A 14350-nucleotide genomic window follows, 5' to 3' on the forward strand; every position below is an offset into this window, starting at 1 on the left:
TTTGCCGTTGGGCGACTCCTTCGCTACGACGCGCGGTCGGCGATCTGTTCGGCGCTCGGGTTGCGGCGCAGACGGCCGGTCCCCGGAACGGACGCCCACACCGCCAGGGCGAGCAGGCCGTCCACGACGAGGGCGAGGATCGTCACGAGCAGCGCACCGACGAGCACCCGGTCGTACTGGCGCAGCGCCAGTCCGTCGAAGATGTAGCGTCCCAGGCCGCCGAGGTTGACGTACGCAGCAACCGTTGCGGTCGCGATGATCTGCAGGGTGGCGTTGCGCAGCCCGCCGAGCATGAGCGGCAGCGCATTCGGGGCCTCGACACGTGTGAGGACCTGCCACTCGGTCATTCCCATCGCGCGGGCGGCGTCCACGACCGTCCGGTCGACGTTCGCGACACCCGCGTACGTGCCCGCGAGCACCGGCGGGATTCCGAGGATCACCAGGGCCAGGATCGGCGGGATCAGACCCAGCCCGAGCAGCAGCACCAGGAACGTCAGCAGACCCAGCGTCGGCAGCGAGCGGAGCGCGTTGACGAGACCGACCACGACCACGTCACCCTTGCGCAGATGCCCGATGATCAGACCGATCGGCACCGCGACCACCGCGGACAGGGCGACCGCCAGGAAGCTGTACCAGAGATGTTCGAGGATGCGGGCCCCGATTCCTGTGCTTCCCGACCAGTTACCCGGATCGACGATGTACTCCCATGCGCCGCCGAAGATGTTCACGAAGCCTCCCCTGCGGCCGGGGCCGCCGACTGTCCCGCGACCAGCGGCGTGCGCCGGACCCTCTGTTGCCGGGTCCACGGTGTCAGTGCCCGCCCGACCAGGAACAGCAGCAGGTCGAACGCGAGGGCCAGAACGACGATCGCGATGATCCCGGCGAGGATCTGGTCCGGATAGTCTCGCTGGTAGCCCTGGGTGAACAGGGTGCCGAGACCGCCGATCCCGATCAGCGAACCCACCGACACCAGCGAGATGTTGGTCACCGCCACCACTCGCACGTTCGCGACGAGAACGGGTAGCGCGAGGGGCAATTCGACGGTCAGGGCCCGGCGGAGCCGGGTGAAACCCATCGCGGTGGCGGAGTCGACGACGTCGGCGGGAACGGAGTCGAGGGCCTCGGGCACGGCGCGGATGAGCAGGGCGGTGGAGTAGATCGTCAGCGCGATCACCACATTGAGCGGGTCCAGGATCTGCAGTCCGACGACGGAGGGGATCGTCACGAACAACGCCAGCGACGGGATCGTGAACGCGATACCCGCGACGATCAGCGTGATCTTCCGCAGCCAGGACGCACCCCGGATCGCGGTCCCGACCGGGACCGCGATGAGCAACCCGATCAACAGCGGAACCAGCGCGAGATAGAGATGGGTCTTCGTCAGGTCGACGACGACCGAGAAATTGTCGATGAGCCACCGCATGGGATCACGGCCCGTCCGGGGTTGCCGGTTGGGCAGTGAAGTAGTGCTCACCCCGCGCGCGATCCTCGGCCGCCCGCTGCTCGGCCAGCTTCGCGATCACCTCGGAGCCGAGGATGCCGCCGGTGACCGCGCCGTCCGGGTCGACGGCCACTCCGATGCCCGACGGCGAGGAGATGGCCGCGTCCAGGGCCTGCCGCAGGTCGGCACCGGGGGAGAAGAGGGATCCGCCCGCCGCAGTGCATTCGGAGACGGGCCGTCCGGCCCGCGCCCCCTCGACGCCGGTGACGTCGATCCAGCCCCGCGGAACGCCCGCATCCGTGACGACCAGGACCCATTCACCTTGTTCGAGCCGGAGCCCGGGCAACTCCTTCTCGGTCGCCGTCCGGATGGTGTGCAGCGGAACCTGATCTGCCGTCCGGAACGACAGTCCGCGGTACCCGCGGTCGCGTCCCACGAACGAGGCGACGAAATCGGTGGCCGGCGCGGACAGCACCGTGTCGGGCGCGTCGTACTGCTGCAACCGGCCACCCGGCCCGAAGACCGCCACCCGGTCGCCGAGTTTGACGGCCTCGTCGATGTCGTGGGTGACGAACACGATCGTCTTGCGCATCTCGGCCTGCAGGCGCTGCATCTCGGCCTGCAGATCTTCGCGGACAACGGGATCGACGGCGCTGAACGGCTCGTCCATCAGCAGGATCGGCGGGTCGGCGGCCAGCGCCCGCGCGACCCCGACGCGTTGTTGCTGCCCGCCGGACAGCTGCCCGGGATAGCGGGACGCCAGCGCCGGGTCGAGTCCGACCCGTTCGAGCACCGCCAACGCGGCCTTGCGGGCGTTGCGTCGTGAGTCGCCGCGCAGCACCGGCACGGTCGCGACGTTGTCGACCACCGTGCGGTGCGGCAGCAGTCCTGCGCTCTGGATGACGTAGCCGATGCCGAGCCGAAGCTTCACCGCGTCGGTCTGGGCGATGTCCCGGCCGTCGACCGTGATCGTTCCCGCGGTCGGGGTGATCATCCGGTTGATCATCCGCATCGACGTGGTCTTGCCGCACCCGGACGGCCCGACGAAGACCGTGAACGATTCGGCGTCGATCTCCAGGTCGAGGTTGTCGACCGCCGTCGTGCCGTCCGGGTACTGCTTCGTGACTCCCGAGAATGTGATCACGGCAGGCTCCTCACGAGACCGGCTTGTCGAGCCCCTGGTCCGTCACCCACTGCTTCGCGGCCACCGCCGGCTCGGTTTTCGCGTCACCCGACACGGAATCGTTGAGCGCGACAAGCTCTTCGGTGGTCAGCTTCGCCGACAGTGCGTCGAGCGCCCGGGTCAGCTTGTCGGAGGACTTGGTGGCGCGCACCACCGGCACGACGTTCTGCGCCGCGAAGTTGTTCTGCGGATCCGCGAGCACGACGAAACCGTTCTGCGCGATGGCCGGGGACGTCGTGAAGATGTCGGCGGCCGTGATCTGTCCCGACGCGAGGGCGTCCACCGTGGCCGGACCGCCGCCGTCGGCGATCGGGACGAAGTTGTCGGCCGTGATGTCCAGGCCGTACTTGGCCTTCAGGCCGGGCAGGCCACCGGGGCGTTCCTGGAATTCGGCGGGTGCACCGAACTTGACCTCGTTCGAGTGCGCCGCGAGATCCGCAATGGAGGTGAGGTTCCAGCGCTGCGCCGTCTCCTTCGTGACGACGACGGCGTCCTTGTCCTCGGCCGGGGCCGGCGTGGTGATCGTCAGTTCCGAACCCAGCGCGGCCGGCAGCGCGGCGTCCACGTCGGCGGCGCTCGTGGCCGTCGAATCCGGGTCGAGATACTGCAGCAGGTTGCCCGTGTAGTCGGGGATGACGTCGATCGACCCGTCCTTGAGCGCAGGAATGTAGGCCTCACGGCTGCCGATGTTGAACTTCGTCGTCACGTCGAACCCGTTGGCACGGAGGACCTCGGTGTAGATGTTCGCGACCGTCTCCGATTCGGGGAAGTTCGCGGATCCCACGATGATCGTGTTCGGGTCGTCACCCGATCCCTCGCCGCCGGCGGACAGGGGGTCGGATCCGCCACCGCACGCCGCGAGCGACACGACGGCCACCGTCGCGAGAGCGATAGTGCCAACGGAGCGGCGGGTGAAGCCCGACAGAATTCGTGAGGTGCGCATGAGCGTCCTTCCCGTTGTCACCGGCGCCGGACCTGCCGACGGAAACCGGTGGACGCGTGTCCGCGCCATCGGTTGGCCAGTGTAACGATAGGGGCGGACAGAGCACGGTTTTCGACCAGCTCGAGGTAAACGAAAGGCGCGACGTGGCACACACACGGACAGACGGATCGGCCGAGCGCCCGGCGGCATGGTCCCGGGCCCTGATCGCCGGGTCCGCGCTGCTACTGGTCGCGGGGGTGGCGTCGGGATGCGCAGGTGGTGACACGACCCTCGACGGTTCCGCGGGGCAGGGGCAGGGCGAGATCGTGGTGGGTGCGGGTGACGGCGCGGAGAGCCGGATCCTGGCCGAAATCTATGCGGGTGCCCTGCGTTCGACCGGGGCGCCGGTCGTCACCGACGGGGGACTCGGCGACCGGACCGCGTACCTCGGGCAGCTCGATGCCGGAAACGTCACGCTGGTGCCGGAGTTCACGGGCCGGTTGCTGCGCTACTACGCCCCCGAATCGGCGGAGACGGAACAGGACGATGTGTTCGAGGCGTTGAGCAAGGCTCTGCCGCAGGGGCTTTCGATCTCCGACTTCGCGGCTGCCGAGGACAGGTCGGCGCTGGCCGTGACCTCGCAGACGTCGGGGCAGCTGGATCTCACCACCCTGGACGAACTCGTTCCCTCGTGCAGCAGGAGCACTGCCGTGCTCGCCCCGGCGTTCGAGGCCGACGCGCTTCCCGACCTCACCGGCTGCACGTTCGCGCAGACCCGGACAGTGGCCGACGACGCCGCGGCCGTCGGCGAACTCGCCGCCCCGGTATCGGCGGACGGAGCCGTGCGGGTGGCCGGGGTGACCACCGCGTCACCGGACGTCTCGGACGCCGATCTGGTGCTGCTGGCGGACGACGATCACGTGTTCACCGCACAGAACGTGGTGCCGCTGTTCCGGATCGGAACTCTCACCGAAGCCCAGCTGAAGGCGTTGAACGTCGTGGCGGGTGAGCTGACGACCGCGGACCTGGCCGACATGATCGGCCAGGTCCGCGGTGGTGCAGATTCAGCCGACGTGGCGCGGGTGTGGCTCGACGCTCATCTGTGAACCCAGGAACGCCCCGAGTTCCGCGACCGCATCCGCGGCCTCGCGGACCAGGGACGCCTGCAGGTGGGCGACGTGCCACAGGCGGGCGTACTCGGTGAGCGTGACGTCCACGTCCGACTCGTTCAGCTTGTCGACGAATTCCATGATCTGCGGGTAGAGCACCTCGTCCACCCCGACGTGAATCAGCGTCGGCGGCAGTCCCGCCAGATTTCCATGCAGCGGTGCGTAACCCGGATCGTGTGCGTCTCCGTTGCCCAGGTACTTCTCGGCGGCGTCGAACGACCACGCCGTGTTGACCACGAGATCCCGATCCCGGGACGTGTCACGCCTGCCGGGATCGACCCACGGGGCGATCAGCGCCAACGCGGCCGGAGTGACACCGTGCCGGTCGATCAGACGCCGCGCGGTGGCGACCGTCAGGCCACCGCCCGCCGAATCGCCCGCGATGGCGAGTTGCTCTGTCTCGTAACCGTGTTCGGTGTTCAGCTCCATGTACGCCGCGACCGCGTCCTCGAGCCCGGCCGGGAACGGATGCTCCGGAGCCAGCCGGTAGTCGAGGGTGTAGACGACACTGCCGGATTCTCTCGCGATGTGAGCGGCCAGCGAACGGTGCGTGGCGAGCGAACCGATCGTGTACGCCCCACCGTGCAGGTAGAGCACGGCGGTCCGGCGTTCGGTGGCTCCCACCGTGATTCGCTCCGCCGGCCGCCCGGCCAGCGAGGTCGGGCGGACGACGGCACCTGCAGGGACCTGCTGCAGCGGAGCGCCGAGGTCGAGGATCGCCCTCTGGACGGTGTGCGGAAGCCGGGCGTCGAGGCTGAGGCGGTAGAAGGGCCGGAGGGCCGCCGCGACGACCGGCAGCGGCAGGTGGAAGCTCATCGGTACCTCAGTTCGACTTGGGGAGGACTCGTCCGGCGACGGTGGCAACCACACGCTGGTAACTCGGTCCGACGAGCCGCACCCAGGCGTCGAGGAACTTGGCGTCGGCGCCGATCAGGACGCGCGGCTTGCCCTTGCGGACACCGTTCACGATGGTCTCCGCGGCCGCCTCCGGAGTGGTGCGAGCGAGTTTCTGGTCGAAGAACTTCGCGAACGTGTCGAGGTCCTCGCCCGGTCCCGCGGTGGCGTTGCGGGCGATGGCCGTCTTGATGCCACCCGGGTGCACACACGTCACCTTGACGGGGTGCTTGGCGATCAGCATCTCCTGGCGCAGCGACTCGGTGAAACCGCGCACCGCGAACTTCGCCGAGTTGTACGCGCTCTGACCCGGCATGGACAGCAGCCCGAAGAGGCTCGAGACGTTCACCACGTGGCCGTCGCCCGACGCGATGAGATGCGGCAGGAAAGCCTTGGTGCCGTTGACGACTCCCCAGAAGTCCACGTCCATGATCTTCTCGATGTCCTTGAACTCGGACTTCTCGAACTCACCGTGGTAGGCGATGCCGGCGTTGTTGTACACCTGGTTGATCTTGCCGAAGTGCGCCCGCACGTCGTCGGCGTACGCGAGCACCGCCTCGCGCTGGGTGACGTCCAGGTGATCGGCCTTGACCTCGGCGCCCAGTGCCTCGGCCTGGCGTGTCGTCTCGGCGAGCCCGACCGTGTCCATGTCCGAGATCGCCAGTCTGGCACCCCGGCCTGCCAGGTTGAGGGCGAGCGCCCTGCCGATACCGGAACCGGCTCCGGTGATCACGACTACCTTGCCTGCGAACTCGCTCACTGTGCTGTCACCTTGTCGTCGTCGAGGTCGATCTGTGCCGGGATGGCGGCGGGGCCGGGGGTCTTGCCGTTCACGTGCACGGGTGCAGGAAGATCGGCGGTGGCCACGCTGTCGTACGCGGTGAGGTCGAAGCGCTTCGTCTCGTTCCGGAACTGGAACGTGAAGCCCGGCCACAGCGTGGTGTTGTTGCCGTGCTTGTCGAGGTACCAGCTCGCGCACCCACCGTTGTTCCAGACGCTGTGCGACAGCTTCTCCTGGAGTTCGGCGTTGTACCGGTCCTGGGCGTCCTGACGGACCTCGATCTTGCCGATGCCGTACTTGTCGAGCGTCTGCAGGGCGTCGACGAGGTAGTTGAGCTGCGACTCGATCATGAAGACCATCGAGGTGTGGCCCAGGCCCGTGTTCGGACCCACCAGGAAGAACATGTTGGGGAAGTTCGCGATCGCCGCGCCCTTGTAGCCCTGCTGTCCGCCCTCGTCGAAGACGTCGGCGAGCGAGCGCCCGTCCTTGCCGAAGATGCCCTCGAACGTGGGGGAGTCGGTGACGTGGAAGCCGGTGGCGACGACGATGGCATCGACTTCGCGGACGGTGCCGTCCTTCGAGATCACCGAGTTGGCCGTGACCTCGGCGATGCCGTCGGTCACCAGGTCGACGTTGTCCTGCGCGAGGGTGGGGTAATAGTTGTTCGAGATCAGCATGCGCTTGCAGCCGATCTGGAAGTTCGGCGTGACCTTCTTGCGCAGATCCTTGTCCTTGATCTGGCGGCGCAGGTGGCGCTCGGCCGCGAGCTGCAGCGGCTTCATGAAGACCGGGGCCTTCGCGAGTCCGACGACCTGGCTCTCGCGCATCCAGTAGATGCCGGTGCGGCACAGCTTCTGGAAGCCGGGGAGGTATTTGAACGCGGCGTGCTCGAGCTTCGTGTACTCGCGGTCCGCGCGGGGCAGGATCCACGGCGCCGTGCGCTGGTACACGTCGAGGTGCGACACCTTCTTGCCGATGGCGGGCACGATCTGGATGGCCGAGGCGCCGGTGCCGATGACGGCGACGCGCTTCCCCGTCAGGTCGGCGTCGTGGTTCCAGCGGGCGGAGTGGAAGATCTCGCCCTGGAAGCCTTCGATGCCTTTGATGTCAGGGAGGGACGGCTCGCACAGCGCGCCGACCGCGGAGACGAGGACCTTCGCGACGAAGTTCCCCTTCGTGGTAGTGACCTCCCAGCGGGTGGTCGACTCGTTCCAGTGGGCGGACTGCACGTCACAGCCGAACAGGTGCTTGTCGCGCACCTTGTATTTGTCGGCCACCGACTGGATGTACTTCTGGATCTCCGGCTGCGTCGAGAACGACCGGGTCCACTCCGGGTTCAGTGCGAACGAGTAGGAGTACAGATGTGAGGGAACATCGCACGCCGCGCCCGGGTACGTGTTGTCTCGCCAGGTACCACCGACGTCGGTGCCGCGTTCGAGCACGAGGAAGTCGGTCTTGCCTGCCTGGGTCAGCTTGATCGCCGCGCCGAGGCCGGCGAACCCGCTGCCGATGATCAGCGTGTCGATGTGCCGGACACCTGCGGTGGTGGCGGAAGTATCTGTGACGGGGAGACTCATGTAAGAAACAATAGGGCGCTATTGAGGGGCAGTCAATAGCCTATTGACCTTCATTCAGTAGTCTTGTCTCATGGACGTCGTGAAGCGGACCCGTCTCAGCCCCGAACAACGGCGCGCGCAACTGATCGATCTCGGTGCCAAGATGCTGGCGCAGCGCCCGTTGGAACAGATCTCCGTCGAGGACATCGCCGATCAGGCGGGTGTCTCCCGCGGCCTCCTGTTCCACTACTTCGCGTCCAAGCACGACTTCCACCTCGAGATCGTCCGGCACACCAGCAGCGAGATGCTCGCCCGCACCGCCCCCGACCCGTACGTCGGGGAAGCGCGGGATCCGATGCAGATCCTGCGCTCGGTGCTCGCGTCGTACGTCGACTACGTCAGCGAGAACCGGGGCACGTACGTGTCGCTCCTGCGGGGAACGGCGAGTGGCGACCCGGATATGCGCGCCGTCTTCGAGGAGACCCGCGCCGTGATGTCCGAACGGACCCTCGAACAACTGCCTGCGATCGGAATCGAGCCCACCCGGGCGGTCGAACTCGCGGTCCGGGGCTGGATCGCCTATGTCGAGGAAGTCACGATCACCTGGCTGCGCGACCCGCACCTGACCCGCGACGAACTGATCGAACTCAACGTTCAGGCCCTTCCCGCGCTCGCCGTCGCCGCCGCACCCGAGATCGCCGCCGCGCTGGTGTCGGCCACCACGACCCGACACCCCTAGTACTCGGGGCACGCCCGTAGTACCCGCGGGTGACACCGGTTTCGTTCCCCGGCGTGACGTGGTGACGCATGCGACGTTTCTAGCGTTCTCGTCATGACCACCCTCGATCTCCGCTCCCGCGTCGTCGCGTCCCGCCAGGTGCCGCTGGCGGTGATGGTCGCCGCGATGTCCGTCCTCGCGCTGGTGTGCGCCGTCGGCCTCCTCAGCGACGACCGGACCGTGCTCGGGGTGTCCGTGTGGCTCGAGCCGCTGAAGTTCGCGGTCTCCTTCGCGCTCTACGGGGCCACTTTGGCGTGGTTGCTGACCCTCCCGCACCGAGGCAGCAGATGGACGCGCGCGATGGCGACGGTGTTCGCCGTGACCGGCATCCTCGACGTCGGATTCATCGCGGTGCAGGCTGCGCGCGGAACGTTCAGCCACTTCAACACGTCCGACGACGCCGTCAACACGATCGGCCAGTACGTGTTCATGACCGGTGTCCCGGACTGTTCGTCGCGAACCTCGTGATCGCCCTGATTCTGCTCTTCCAGCGCGTGGGGGATCGTCCCCTCACCCGAGCGAGCCATCCATGCAGGCCTGTTCCTGGCGGTGGCCGGGATGGCACTCGGCTACCTCACGGGATTCCAGGGTCGCCAGACGACTACCGACGCGAACGGCCGCGTCGCCGAACTCGCCGCGCGGCACAGCGTCGGCGTCACCGACGAGAATCCGGGACTGCCGGTCACCAACTGGAGCACGTCCGGCGGCGATCTCCGCATCCCGCACTTCGTCGGACTGCACGGCCTGCAGGTGATGCTGATCGGCGCCCTCGTTCTGAGCGTCCTCGCGTCGCGGATTCCGTGGCTCCGCAGCGAGGGAACCCGAGCCTCCCTGATGGCCGTGCTGGCGCTCGCCTACGCCGGGCTGCTCGCCGTGCTCACGTGGCAGGCGTTCCGCGGCCAGCCGCTGATCCACCCCGACGCGCTCACCCTCGCCGCCCTCGGCGGACTCCTCGCCGCCACCGCCCTCGCCGTCCGGGCCGTGAGGTCGTTGGCGGAAGCTGGGCAGCAGGCGGGGCCGGCCTAGAGATGCCGCAGGAAGCGGTCGGGTCCGTCGAGGAACGACCGCCAGTTGCGGACGAGGTCGAGCTGATTCCACTCGGGGTAGTCGATGCCCTCGTCGGTGAGTTCCCAGATCGCGGCGCCGGGCGCGGCAGCGAGGAGGGGAGAATGCGTCGCCATGATCACCTGCGAGCCCTCCTCGGCGAGATCCGCGATCACGCCGAGCAGCGCCAGGCAGGACTGGAACGACAGCGCGGCCTCCGGCTCGTCCAGAATCCACAGGCCCACGCCGATCGGACGGTCGGCGACGTACCGCAGGAACGACTGACCGTGCGAGAGCTGGTTGAACGACGGATCGTCCGCGCGGGGACGTGACTCGTCGGCCGCACCGAACAGCGAATGCATCGACTCGGCACGCAGGAAACACCCGCCGTACGGCTGCGGCCGGGCGCCGACACACGTGAGGTGAGTGCCGAGGTCCGCGTCCTCGGGGCTGGATCCCGCCGACCACAACCGGTCCTGCGCCCCGCGGAACCCGCCCTGCCAGGCCGCGGCGATCGACTCGACCAAAGTCGACTTCCCGACACCGTTCTCACCCACGATCACCGTGAGCGGCCGCTCGAATGCCAGCCCGTTGTCGCACAGTTCCGCCACCGAGGGCAGGTCCAGATACCACGAAGCCGGGTCGAATCCGCTCCGTGGAGTGAACTCGACCCGGCTCAATGGCAGATCAGTCAATCAAACGCTCAGCTGAACGCTTCGTCGATGATCTCCTGCTGTTCCACAGCGTGCACCTTGCTCGAACCCGAGGACGGTGCCGACATCGAACGACGCGAGATGCGCTTGATTCCGGACAGCTTGTCGGGCAGCAACTCGGGCAGAGCGAGACCGAAGAACGGCCACGCACCCTGGTTCGCCGGCTCCTCCTGAACCCACCGGAACTCGGTGGCGTTCGGGTAGCGGTCCAGCGTCTCGCGGAGACGACGGCTCGGAACCGGGTACAGCTGCTCGATACGGACGATCGCGATGTCCTCGCGGTTGTCCTTCTGCTTCTTCGCCAGCAGCTCCCAGTACAGCTTGCCGCTGACGAGGAGGACACGACGAACCTTGTCGCGTTCGGCGTCGCCCGTCTCGTACGTGGGCTCCTCGAACACCGAGCGGAACTTGCCGGTGGTGAAGTCCTCGACGTCGGAGACCGCGGCCTTGTTCCGCAGCATCGACTTCGGTGTGAAGACGACCAGCGGGCGGCGGATTCCGTCGAGCGAGTGACGACGCAGCAGGTGGAAGTAGCTGGCCGGGGTGGACGGCACGGCCACGGTCATCGAACCCTCGGCGCACAACTGCAGGAAGCGCTCGATCCGACCGGACGTGTGGTCGGGACCCTGACCCTCGTGGCCGTGCGGCAGCAGCAGCACGACGTCGGACAGCTGGCCCCACTTGGCCTCACCGGACGAGATGAACTCGTCGATGATCGACTGCGCGCCGTTGACGAAGTCACCGAACTGCGCCTCCCACAGCACGAGCGCGTCCGGGTTGCCCACGGAGTAGCCGTACTCGAAGCCGACGGCGGCGAACTCGCTGAGTGCGGAGTCGTAGACCAGGAACTTTCCGGGGTTCTCGCTGCCCAGGTTCTGCAGCGGGGTGTACTCGGCGCCCGTCTTGCGGTCGATGAGGACCGAGTGACGCTGCGTGAACGTGCCGCGCTTGGAATCCTGGCCGGACAGGCGAACCATCTTGCCCTGGTCGACCAGCGAACCGAATGCGAGCAGCTCGGCGAACGCCCAGTCGATCTTGCCCTCGCGGGACATTTCGCGGCGCTTCTCGATGACCGGCTTGACGCGCGGGTGCACGGTGAAGCCCTCGGGCACGTTGACGAACGCGTCGCCGATCCGCTCGAGCACCGACTCGTCGACGGACGTCTTCAACTTCGTGGGCAGCACCTGGTCGAGCTCGACCGACTCACTGGGCTCCGGCGTGTACTTCTCGAGTTCGCGAACCTCGTTGAACACCCGTTCCAGCTGGCCCTGGTAGTCGCGGAGTGCGTCTTCGGCTTCCTTCAGCGAGATGTCGCCGCGGCCGATCAGGGATTCGGTGTAGCTCTTACGCACGCTGCGCTTGGTGTCGATCACGTCGTACATCGCCGGCTGCGTCATCGACGGGTCGTCGCCCTCGTTGTGACCGCGACGGCGGTAGCAGATCATGTCGATGACGACGTCCTTCTGGAACTTCTCCCGGAAGTCGACAGCGAGCTGGGCGACCCAGACGCAGGCCTCGGGGTCGTCGCCGTTCACGTGGAAGATCGGCGCGCCGATCATCTTCGCGACATCGGTGCAGTACTCGGACGAACGCGAGTACTCCGGGGCGGTGGTGAAACCGACCTGGTTGTTGACCACGATGTGCACGGTGCCGCCGGTGCGGTACCCGCGCAGCAGTGCCAGGTTCAACGTCTCGGCCACGACACCCTGACCGGCGAACGCGGCGTCGCCGTGCAGCATGAGTGGCAGGACGGTGAAGCCGTCCTCACCCTTGTCGAGGATGTCCTGCTTCGCGCGGACCAGGCCCTCGAGGACCGGGTCGACCGCCTCGAGGTGCGACGGGTTGGCCGTCAGCGACACGGTGATGTCGTTGTCGCCGAACATCTGGATATACGTGCCCTCGGCGCCGAGGTGGTACTTCACGTCGCCGGAGCCGTGCGCGGCCGCCGGGTTCATGTTGCCCTCGAACTCGGTGAAGATCTTCGAGTACGGCTTGCCGACGATGTTCGCGAGAACGTTGAGGCGACCGCGGTGCGGCATGCCGATGACGACCTCGTCGAGCTGGTGCTCGGCGGCCTGGTCGATGACGGCGTCCATCATCGGGATGACGGACTCGGCGCCCTCCAGGGAGAACCGCTTCTGGCCGACGTACTTGGTCTGCAGGAACGTCTCGAACGCCTCGGCGGCGTTGAGCTTGCTCAGGATGTACTTCTGCTGAGCGACCGTGGGCTTGACGTGGTGCGCCTCGACCCGGTCCTGCAGCCACTGCTGCTGCTCCGGCTCCAGGATGTGCGTGTACTCCACGCCGACGTGGCGGCAGTACGCGTCGCGCAGCACGCTGAGCACGTCGCGCAGCTTCATCTTCTCCTGGCCGTGGAAGCCGCCGACCTTGAACTCGCGGTCGAGGTCCCACAGGGTCAGGTCGTGCGTGCGGACGTCCAGGTCCGGGTGGCTGCGGAACTTGTCCTTGACGAACTGCAGCGGATCCGTGTCGGCCATCAGGTGACCGCGGTTGCGGTACGCGGCGATCAGTTCGAGAACACGGGTGTTCTTGTCGACGGCGCCTTCGGGCACGTCCTTGCGCCAGCGGACCGGCTCGTACGGGATGTGCAGCGCGTGGAAGATCTCGTCGTAGAACTCGTCGCTGATCAGCAGGTTGTGGATGGTCCGGAGGAAATCGCCGGACTCGGCACCCTGGATGATGCGGTGGTCGTACGTCGAGGTGAGCGTCATGAGCTTGCCGACGCCGATCTCGGCGAGGCGCTCGTCGCTCGCGCCCTGGAACTCGGCGGGGTACTCCATCGCGCCGGCACCGATGATGGCGCCCTGGCCGTTCATCAGTCGCGGCACGGAGTGCACGGTGCCGATGCCGCCGGGGTTGGTGAGCGAGATCGTGACACCCGAGAAGTCTTCGGCGGTGAGCTTGCCGTCACGCGCGCGCCGGACGATGTCCTCGTAGGCGCTGTAGAACTGCGTGAAGTTGTGGGTGTCGGTGTTCTTGATCGCGGCGACGACGAGGGACCGGCTGCCGTCCTTGCCCGGCAGGTCGATGGCCAGACCGAGGTTGGTGTGTGCGGGGGTGACCGCGTTGGGCTTGCCGTCGATCTCGGCGAAGTGCCGGTTCATGTTCGGGAACGCCTTGACCGCCTGCACGATCGCGTAACCCAGCAGGTGCGTGAACGAGATCTTGCCGCCGCGGGTACGGGCGAGGTGGTTGTTGATGACGATCCGGTTGTCGAACATCAGCTTCGCAGGGATGGCGCGAACGCTGGTGGCGGTCGGAATGGCCAGCGAGGCCGACATGTTCTTGGCGACGGCAGCAGCTGCGCCGCGGAGAACCTTCGACTCGTCTACGGCAGGAGCGGGAGCGGACGCCTTCGCGTCCTTCGCCGCGGTCTCCTTCGCGGGTGCGGCTTTCGTGGAGGCCTCGGTCTTCGGGGCAGCAGCCTTCGGAGCTGCACCGTTGGGTGCAGTCTTCGGCGCGGCACCGTTGGCCGTCTTGGTCTGAGGCTTGGGTGCGGTCTCGGACTCGGGAACCGGGGGAGTCGACGCCTTGGCGGAGGGAGCGGCAGCAGGTGCGGCGGTGGTGGTGCCGTTCGTGCCGTGTCCGTTGGCTGCGCCTGCCTTGGCGGCGGCGTCGGGAGAGTAATCCGTCAGGAATTCGTGCCAACTCGCGTCCACGGACGACGGATCGTCCTGGAAACGCTGGTACATTTCGTCAACCAGCCACTGGTTCTGTCCGAACTGGGATGTAGAGCTGCTGCTCACGGCAGGTGTTCGCCTCGTTTCTATTTCGGTACCCGATCAGAGCGCCTATATACATGAGACTAGCCCTCGCGTGTGACGTGTAGATCGCCAGGCCTGCACGTG

Annotated in this window: 13 protein-coding genes; 4 read left to right on the forward strand and 9 right to left on the reverse strand. The window is 67.2% G+C overall.

Annotated features, from left to right (window positions below):
* Positions 1 to 23: 23 nt before the first annotated feature.
* Genes QM806_RS01885 through QM806_RS01900 form a run of 4 tightly spaced genes read right to left on the reverse strand, consistent with a single transcriptional unit; the run spans position 24 to position 3567 of the window.
* A complete protein-coding gene (locus QM806_RS01885) occupies positions 24 to 728 on the reverse strand; it encodes an ABC transporter permease (protein ID WP_005560757.1) in 705 nt (234 codons plus the stop codon).
* On the reverse strand, positions 725 to 1423 hold the full coding sequence (locus QM806_RS01890) for an ABC transporter permease (protein WP_005560756.1): 699 nt from the start codon (positions 1421 to 1423) through the stop codon (positions 725 to 727). Before QM806_RS01890 ends, QM806_RS01885 begins: the two co-directional genes overlap by 4 nt.
* 4 nt (positions 1424 to 1427) lie before the next feature.
* Complete coding sequence (locus tag QM806_RS01895) at positions 1428 to 2585, reverse strand: ABC transporter ATP-binding protein (protein ID WP_169693552.1); 1158 nt, start codon at positions 2583 to 2585, stop codon at positions 1428 to 1430.
* Between the two features lie 10 nt (positions 2586 to 2595).
* Complete coding sequence (locus QM806_RS01900) at positions 2596 to 3567, reverse strand: ABC transporter substrate-binding protein (RefSeq protein WP_065490206.1); 972 nt, start codon at positions 3565 to 3567, stop codon at positions 2596 to 2598.
* 143 nt (positions 3568 to 3710) lie between these two features.
* On the opposite strand from QM806_RS01900, the gene QM806_RS01905 reads away from it, so the two are divergent.
* Positions 3711 to 4652, forward strand: a complete 942-nt coding sequence (locus tag QM806_RS01905) for an ABC transporter substrate-binding protein (protein ID WP_005560753.1) — start codon at positions 3711 to 3713, stop codon at positions 4650 to 4652.
* Here the strand turns inward: QM806_RS01905 and QM806_RS01910 are convergent.
* Genes QM806_RS01910 through QM806_RS01920 form a run of 3 tightly spaced genes read right to left on the reverse strand, consistent with a single transcriptional unit; the run spans position 4611 to position 7967 of the window.
* On the reverse strand, positions 4611 to 5531 hold the full coding sequence (locus QM806_RS01910; protein ID WP_005560751.1) for an alpha/beta hydrolase: 921 nt from the start codon (positions 5529 to 5531) through the stop codon (positions 4611 to 4613). The two genes, QM806_RS01905 and QM806_RS01910, sit on opposite strands and share 42 nt — an antisense overlap.
* 7 nt (positions 5532 to 5538) lie before the next feature.
* Positions 5539 to 6369, reverse strand: coding sequence for an SDR family NAD(P)-dependent oxidoreductase (locus QM806_RS01915; RefSeq protein ID WP_005560749.1), 831 nt, complete (start codon positions 6367 to 6369; stop codon positions 5539 to 5541).
* Positions 6366 to 7967 carry a flavin-containing monooxygenase gene (locus QM806_RS01920; protein ID WP_120659378.1) on the reverse strand — a complete coding sequence of 534 codons (1602 nt, stop codon included), beginning with the start codon at positions 7965 to 7967 and terminating at the stop codon, positions 6366 to 6368. Before QM806_RS01920 ends, QM806_RS01915 begins: the two co-directional genes overlap by 4 nt.
* Positions 7968 to 8037: 70 nt before the next feature.
* On the opposite strand from QM806_RS01920, the gene QM806_RS01925 reads away from it, so the two are divergent.
* The 3 genes from QM806_RS01925 (at position 8038) to QM806_RS01935 (ending at position 9750) form a co-directional block, all read left to right on the forward strand.
* Complete coding sequence (locus tag QM806_RS01925) at positions 8038 to 8685, forward strand: TetR/AcrR family transcriptional regulator (RefSeq protein ID WP_005239342.1); 648 nt, start codon at positions 8038 to 8040, stop codon at positions 8683 to 8685.
* Between the two features lie 93 nt (positions 8686 to 8778).
* Entirely contained in the window at positions 8779 to 9192 is a 414-nt protein-coding gene (locus QM806_RS01930) for a hypothetical protein (protein WP_249343804.1), read from the forward strand.
* Positions 9193 to 9282: 90 nt separating this feature from the next.
* Complete coding sequence (locus QM806_RS01935; protein WP_247607418.1) at positions 9283 to 9750, forward strand: hypothetical protein; 468 nt, start codon at positions 9283 to 9285, stop codon at positions 9748 to 9750.
* Here the strand turns inward: QM806_RS01935 and QM806_RS01940 are convergent.
* Together QM806_RS01940 and QM806_RS01945 are read right to left on the reverse strand one after the other, a co-directional pair.
* Positions 9747 to 10463, reverse strand: coding sequence for an AAA family ATPase (locus tag QM806_RS01940; RefSeq protein ID WP_039950361.1), 717 nt, complete (start codon positions 10461 to 10463; stop codon positions 9747 to 9749). The two genes, QM806_RS01935 and QM806_RS01940, sit on opposite strands and share 4 nt — an antisense overlap.
* 8 nt (positions 10464 to 10471) lie before the next feature.
* Positions 10472 to 14248, reverse strand: coding sequence for a multifunctional oxoglutarate decarboxylase/oxoglutarate dehydrogenase thiamine pyrophosphate-binding subunit/dihydrolipoyllysine-residue succinyltransferase subunit (locus QM806_RS01945; protein WP_043786942.1), 3777 nt, complete (start codon positions 14246 to 14248; stop codon positions 10472 to 10474).
* Positions 14249 to 14350 lie beyond the last annotated feature (102 nt).

Origin of the sequence: Rhodococcus sp. IEGM 1351, from assembly GCF_030056875.1 — a bacterium.
Lineage (GTDB): Bacteria > Actinomycetota > Actinomycetes > Mycobacteriales > Mycobacteriaceae > Rhodococcus_F > Rhodococcus_F opacus.

Bases quoted from the DNA above. Each gene is read 5' to 3' on its own strand.
- QM806_RS01890 (WP_005560756.1), bottom strand. From the start codon at position 1,423: ATGCGGTGGCTCATCGACAATTTCTCGGTCGTCGTCGACCTGACGAAG.
- QM806_RS01920 (WP_120659378.1), bottom strand. From the start codon at position 7,967: ATGAGTCTCCCCGTCACAGATACTTCCGCCACCACCGCAGGTGTCCGG.
- QM806_RS01925 (WP_005239342.1), top strand. From the start codon at position 8,038: ATGGACGTCGTGAAGCGGACCCGTCTCAGCCCCGAACAACGGCGCGCG.
- QM806_RS01930 (WP_249343804.1), top strand. From the start codon at position 8,779: ATGACCACCCTCGATCTCCGCTCCCGCGTCGTCGCGTCCCGCCAGGTG.
- QM806_RS01935 (WP_247607418.1), top strand. From the start codon at position 9,283: ATGGCACTCGGCTACCTCACGGGATTCCAGGGTCGCCAGACGACTACC.
- QM806_RS01900 (WP_065490206.1), bottom strand. From the start codon at position 3,567: ATGCGCACCTCACGAATTCTGTCGGGCTTCACCCGCCGCTCCGTTGGC.
- QM806_RS01910 (WP_005560751.1), bottom strand. From the start codon at position 5,531: ATGAGCTTCCACCTGCCGCTGCCGGTCGTCGCGGCGGCCCTCCGGCCC.